We start from the raw sequence: 6,408 nt of genomic DNA on the forward strand, positions 1-6,408 counted from the left end.
ACACCACCTTTTACTCAACTCAACACAGCGTATCCGGCTACGGCATACATCAAAGGGTTTTTAGATAGTAAAGGAGTAAACACACATCAGATGGATTTGAGTATTGAGTTGTTCACAGCCGTTTTTACTCGTGATTTTATTGATGCGATTTTCAAACAGGCAGCGTTGTTAAATCATGAAGAATATCCTTTGGTTTGGAAACAAAGAGAAGCCTATATAGATAAGGTGGATACGGTCATGAATTATTTGCGTGTGCAAGAAATCACGGCTGCCTATCAAATCATTCACAAAGATTTTTTACCTCACGGGCATCGAAAAATTAAACTTGATCAGGATTTAAGTAAAGAGTTTGGTAAGTTAGGGATACTGGATAAAGCCAAGCATATAGCAACCCTATTTGTAGAGGAATTGGGGGACTTTATCAATGCCAATGTAGATGAGTTTTTTTCTTTTACCCGATACGCAGAAAGCATAGCTCGTGCGGCGTCAAGCTTTGATAGGCTTGAAGAATTTTTACAATATGAGACCACGTTGATAGAAGATGAGATGATTTATATTCTAGATCAACATTTACAGAATCATGAATACGACTTGATCTGTTTTACGGTCCCTTTTCCAGGGAATTTATTTTCTGCTTTGCGATGTGCTCAGTTTGTCAAGCAAGAATATCCCCACATTAAAATAGCTATGGGCGGTGGCTATCCTAACACTGAGTTGAGACGTTTGTCTGATCCGAGAATTTTTAAATATGTTGACTTCATTTCTTTAGACGACGGTGAAGCTCCTTTGCTTCGTATTACGGAGTATGTTGCTGGCAAAATAGGAGTAGAGGAATTGGAGCGTACTTATGTTGAAATAGACAATAAAGTGTCCTATATAAATAAATTACCCAATACTATTTTTCACCATAAAAATTTGCCAGCTCCTAGTTATGTGGGGTTGCCACACCAAAAATATTTATCTTTTTTAGATGTGATGAATCCCATGCATCGTATGTGGTCTGATGGTAGATGGAACAAACTTACCATCTCACATGGTTGTTATTGGAAACAATGTTCTTTTTGTGATGTGACATTAGATTATATTGGTCATTATGAGAACACCACAGCAGACAATTTGGTTGACAAAATTGAAAAGATTATTGCTGAAACAGGAGTAACAGGTTTTCATTTTGTAGATGAAGCTGCACCTCCTAAAATGTTACGTGCGTTAGCGAATGCGTTAATTGAACGTAAAGTATATATCACTTGGTGGACTAATATTCGTTTCGAAAAAACGTTCAATGCCGAATTGTGTGCACTTTTGTCAGCATCTGGATGTATTGCAGTCACAGGAGGTCTAGAAGTAGCCTCCGATAGATTGTTGGCAAAAATGAAAAAAGGAGTAGATATAGGTCAAGTGGCAAGGGTTACCAAGGCTTTTTCTAATGAAAATATTATGGTACATGCTTATTTAATGTATGGTTTTCCTACTGAAACAGACCAAGAAACAATAGATGCTTTAGAGGTGGTTCGTCAGTTGTTTGCATCCCAATGTATTCAGTCTGCATTCTGGCACCAATTTGCTTGCACTGCGCACAGTCCCGTTGGTAAAAACCCTGAGGCATTTGAAATTAAGATTACTGGTCCGACCTTTGAAGGATTTGCAGAGAATGATTTGTATCACGAGGATCCTACTGGAGCGAAGCATCATTTGTACAGTGAGGGATTGAATGATGCCTTGAATAATTATCTGAATCAAAAGGGGTTTGAGATTCCTTTACAGGATTACTTTACTTTCAAAATACCTAAACCCCAGCATCCTAAAGATTTAATCAAAAAGATTTTATTAGCGCCTTTATAAATCCCTCCACTTGAGACCAAAAAGATGCTCAAGTAGAGTGATTAATGATGTTTTAAATCCCTTCAATAAAACGGTCAAAAGTATCTTTGAAGCCGAACCCTTCTTTAAGTTCAACTTTAGCAATTTTTTTGTGTTCTACAAGTGACCACAAAACAAACTCTTTAAAAAAGTAAACCTCTTTTTCGTCCAAATCGGGTTGAGACTCAAGGATGAAATCAGACAAGGGAGTGATATAGTCTAGTTGTTGTTTGTATTCTTTGTTATTCAAATCATTAGCAAGTTCAAAATCATCGCCGGTAACAAACCAATTGATAATGTCATCATAAGGTGTTACTGCATCTTTGCGAACTAATTTTTCTATAGCAGGAAAATGGTCAGGAAATAAAGTCTTAATCGCATCGTTGATTAAGTTCTCTGCTACGGATGCTGCACCTTCTTGTTCGCCCTCATAGACCAATTCTATTTTTCCGTTGATGGCAGGGATGACGCCCATAAAGTCACTTAGTCGTAGACTTGTTTTGGAGTCTCCCGTAGTAAACATTCTTAGCTCAGCGGTACTCATTAAATTTTCATAAGCAGAGATACTTAAACGTGCACTGACTCCGCTTTTAACATCAACATATTCACTATCTCTGGCTTCAAAACCGATTTGTTCTATCATGTCTTTGGCAAGCTCAGGAACAAAAATATTTTGTGATTGGTTTTTTTCTAGTTTGGCTTCTTGTTGTGTAATGCTTTTTGCAATGGCTATATTTTCAGGATAGTGAGTTAAGATTTGTGAACCGATTCTATCTTTTAAAGGGGTAATAATGCTTCCTCTATTGGTGTAGTCCTCAGGGTTTGCGGTAAAAACAAATTGCATATCAAGTTCAAAACGAAGTTTGAAACCTCGTATTTGGATGTCTCCTTCTTGCAGAATATTAAATAATGCTACTTGTATTCTCGCTTGTAAATCTGGCAACTCGTTAATGACAAAAATGGATCTATTTGCTCTGGGAATCATTCCATAATGAATCACGCGATCATCTGCATAAGATAATTTTAAATTGGCAGCTTTTATAGGATCAATGTCTCCAATGATATCCGCTACGGTAACATCTGGGGTCGCTAGTTTTTCTGCAAAACGTTCAGAACGATGTAACCAGGTAATAGGAGTGTCATCTCCTTTTTTTTCGATCAATTCTTTTGCATATCTTGAGATGGGTTGTAGTGGGTCGTCATTTATTTCAGATCCCGATACCACAGGAATATATTCATCAAGTAAATTCAGCATCTGACGAGCCAAACGTGTTTTTGCTTGACCACGTAACCCTAAAAGATTGATGTTGTGTTTGGATAGAATGGCTCTTTCTAATTGAGGAATTACTGTCGTTTCATACCCATGGACTCCCGTGAAGGTTTCTTGGTTGTTTTTTTTGAGATGAATAAGATTACTTCTCAATTCTTCCTTGATGTTTTTATAAGTATACCCTGCAGTTTTTAAAGCTCCAATTGTTTTGATGTCTTTCTGTTTCATATTATCCTTTTATTCTTTTTTTTCTATTTTGTTCGTAATCTTCAAAAATCATTTCTCCTAACCCTTGTAAGCCTGTATAAAATGCTTTTCCTTGGTTGGCTTTCGTAAAAGCGCCAACAAATTCTTTCAAATAATGATCCTGTGCAATCATAAAAGTGGTGATGGGGATATGGAGTTTACGGGCTTGACTGGCCTTGTCATAGCATTTGTTTACGATATATTCGTCCAAACCATTACTGTTTTTATAATACCTACCATCAGGCAAACGCAAACAACTAGGTTTACCATCAGTAATCATAAATATTTGTTTGTTTGTATTCTTTTTTCTTCTCAGTAAATCCATAGCTAGTTCTAAACCTGCAACAGTATTGGTATGATATGGTCCAACTTGAAGATAGGGGAGTTCTTGTATAGATATTCGCCAAGAGTCGTTTCCAAATACAATAATGTCTAAGGTATCTTTTGGATAGCGTGTCGTGATGAGTTCTGCCAATGCCATAGCTACTTTTTTGGCAGGTGTTATTCTGTCTTCTCCATATAAAATCATACTGTGGCTGATGTCAATCATGAGGACAGTACTCATTTGAGATAAATGACTAGTTTCGTTTACAACCAAGTCGTCCTCTTTGAGCAGAAAACCATTGGTGATGCCATTATTTACTTGTGCATTTTTTATGCTTTCAGTCATAGATACTTGATCCAACCCGTCACCAAATTGATATGCTCGAGTTTCTCCCGTAGCATCAGCACCTGAACCTATCTTTTTTGTATTGTGATTTCCAGTTCCTGATTTTTTAATTTTTCCAAAAATTTGATTCAAGGCACGTTGTCGAATCGCTCTTTCTGTTTTTGAGGTAATGCCTGTTCCAGTTGTACCGTCGGGTTGTATGTCTTGTTTGATAAATCCTTTGTCAAACAAGTCTCGTTTGAAATCTTCTAGGGTGTATTCTGCTGTGGTGAGTTGATAGGTCTTATCCAATTGGGCCAACCAATCTAGCGCTTCCTCAACATCACCTGAAGTGTGAGTGATGAGTTCCTTGAAAATATCAAGCAATTTTTCAAAAATAGAAAGTTCAGCAGCTTCATATTTTTTAAAAACAAAACCTGTGTAAGCAGTGTCTCTTTTGTTCATGGTAAATGCAATAAAGTAAATCCTATATTTCTTTAAAATTATAAAAAACGATTTGTTTTTGTCCTAGTGATGTAGAAATCCTTATTATTAAGAATTGTTTTAACCTTTAGTTTTGAAAGAGAAGAAAGACCTTTGTTTTTAGTTAGGAAAAATAAAAATAGTTTAAAATTATAACTAAAAATAAAATACATTTTGTTTATTTGCATTCCTATTTAGAGAGGTGTCTGAGTGGTCGAAAGAGCTACCCTGGAAAGGTAGTGTATGGGCAACTGTACCGAGGGTTCGAATCCCTTCCTCTCTGCAGTTTGTTTACTACCCTAAGTGTTTTGCTTAGGGTAGTTTGTTTTATTACAGTACAGTACTTATGATACGACTTCTGTTTTGGAAATGATTTTTTTCTCCTTTTTGAAATTCTATATTTCTTCCGTCGTCATAAGCATTGATTTATCGCTAAAAAACATCACAAGGGACTTGTGTAACCAGAAGGACTTACTATATTTGCACACGCAAACGAGAAATCGTGAGACGCTCAGGAGAAATGGCAGAGTGGTCGAATGCGGCAGTCTTGAAAACTGTTGACTGTAACAGGTCCGGGGGTTCGAATCCCTCTTTCTCCGCCAAGATTTATTCAAAATCGACTAAAGTCCTGTAAACTCAATGTTTATGGGACTTTTTATTTTACCCAAAACATCAAAATATGTATTAAAAACCATTCTGTTGGTGACCTATTAGGTGACCTTTTTTAAACCTTAATTAGGTCACCTAATTGTTTATAACTGTTTATAAATCAGCATAATATATCAATTAAAAGACCTGAAAATTTTGTAAATTAATGTATAATTAAAGGTCACCAGAATGAACAAAACATTTGGATTATTATTCTACTTAAAAAAGAGTAAAGTAGATGCACAGGGCAAATGCCCTATTTACCTACGTATTACCATAGATGGTAAGCGTACAGAGATTAGTACAAAACGTACCATTGAGATTGAGAAATGGAGCGTTGAAGCCAATAAAGCTATTGGAAGAACAGAAGATATACGAGAACTAAATGCCTATTTAGATTCACTTACTACAAAAGTATATCAAAGCCAAAGAGACTTAATTCAAGATAACAAAGAGGTTACAACTGAAACCCTTAAAAACAAGTTTTTAGGTGTTGAAGAAAAACAAAGAACGCTCATCACCATCTTTAAAAATCATAACAAGCAAGTTGAAAAATTAGTAGGTAGAGAGTTTTCGGCAGGCACTTTAGAACGCTATAAAACTGTATGTAAGCATCTGCAAGAGTTTATGCAACATCAGTACAATGTAAGTGATATACCTGTAAACAGAATAGACCGCAAGTATATAACAGATTTTGAGTTCTATTTAAAAACCGTTAGAAACTGCGGGCATAATAGCACAATCAAGTATATCAAGAATTTTAAAAAGATAGTACGTATAGCAATAGCTAATGATTGGATTAAAAAAGACCCATTTCTAAATTATAAAGTACGTTTAAAGGAAGTAAAACGTCAATTTCTTTCAGAAGAAGAAATACAAACAATGCTCGAAAAAGAGTTACACACCAATAGATTAGAGCAAGTAAGAGACATTTTTATATTCTGCTGTTTTACTGGTTTAGCATACAGCGACGTTAAGAAGCTCTCAAAAGACAATTTGGTATTTGGTATTGATGGCGATAAGTGGATAAAGACAAAGCGTACTAAAACAGATACACGCAGTAACATTCCACTACTTCCAACCGCTTTAGAAATTATAAAGAAATATGAGAATCATCCAGAGGCAGTTACAAAAGATGTTTTACTTCCTGTATTGAGCAATCAAAAGTCTAATGCCTATTTAAAAGAGATAGCAGACTTGTGTGGTATCAATAAAAACTTAACCACCCATTTAGCTCGTCATACGTTTGCAA

At 35.8% G+C, this 6,408-nt stretch carries 4 protein-coding genes and 2 tRNA genes; 4 read left to right on the top strand and 2 right to left on the bottom strand.

The window, feature by feature from the left end:
• Positions 1-1,842, top strand: a 1,842-nt coding sequence (locus tag ABF281_RS02285) for a radical SAM protein (RefSeq protein WP_347180081.1), incomplete at its 5' end; no start/stop codon positions are given.
• Positions 1,843-1,894: 52 nt separating this feature from the next.
• Here the strand turns inward: ABF281_RS02285 and ABF281_RS02290 are convergent.
• The gene (locus ABF281_RS02290; protein WP_347180082.1) at positions 1,895-3,358 is read right to left on the bottom strand and encodes a magnesium chelatase; all 1,464 of its coding nucleotides are present in this window, start codon (positions 3,356-3,358) and stop codon (positions 1,895-1,897) included.
• Position 3,359: 1 nt separating this feature from the next.
• Positions 3,360-4,490, bottom strand: coding sequence for a VWA domain-containing protein (locus ABF281_RS02295; protein WP_347180083.1), 1,131 nt, complete (start codon positions 4,488-4,490; stop codon positions 3,360-3,362).
• A 214-nt stretch (positions 4,491-4,704) separates the two neighbouring features.
• Here ABF281_RS02295 and ABF281_RS02300 point away from each other — a divergent pair.
• The 3 genes from ABF281_RS02300 to ABF281_RS02310 form a co-directional block, all read left to right on the top strand.
• Positions 4,705-4,791: transfer RNA gene (locus ABF281_RS02300), tRNA-Ser, on the top strand.
• Between the two features lie 231 nt (positions 4,792-5,022).
• A tRNA-Ser gene (locus tag ABF281_RS02305) sits at positions 5,023-5,110 on the top strand.
• Positions 5,111-5,345: 235 nt separating this feature from the next.
• The coding region (locus tag ABF281_RS02310) for a site-specific integrase (RefSeq protein ID WP_347180084.1) at positions 5,346-6,408 on the top strand (1,063 nt) is incomplete at its 3' end.

It is taken from the genome of Wenyingzhuangia sp. (genome assembly GCF_039768515.1).
GTDB lineage: Bacteria > Bacteroidota > Bacteroidia > Flavobacteriales > Flavobacteriaceae > Wenyingzhuangia.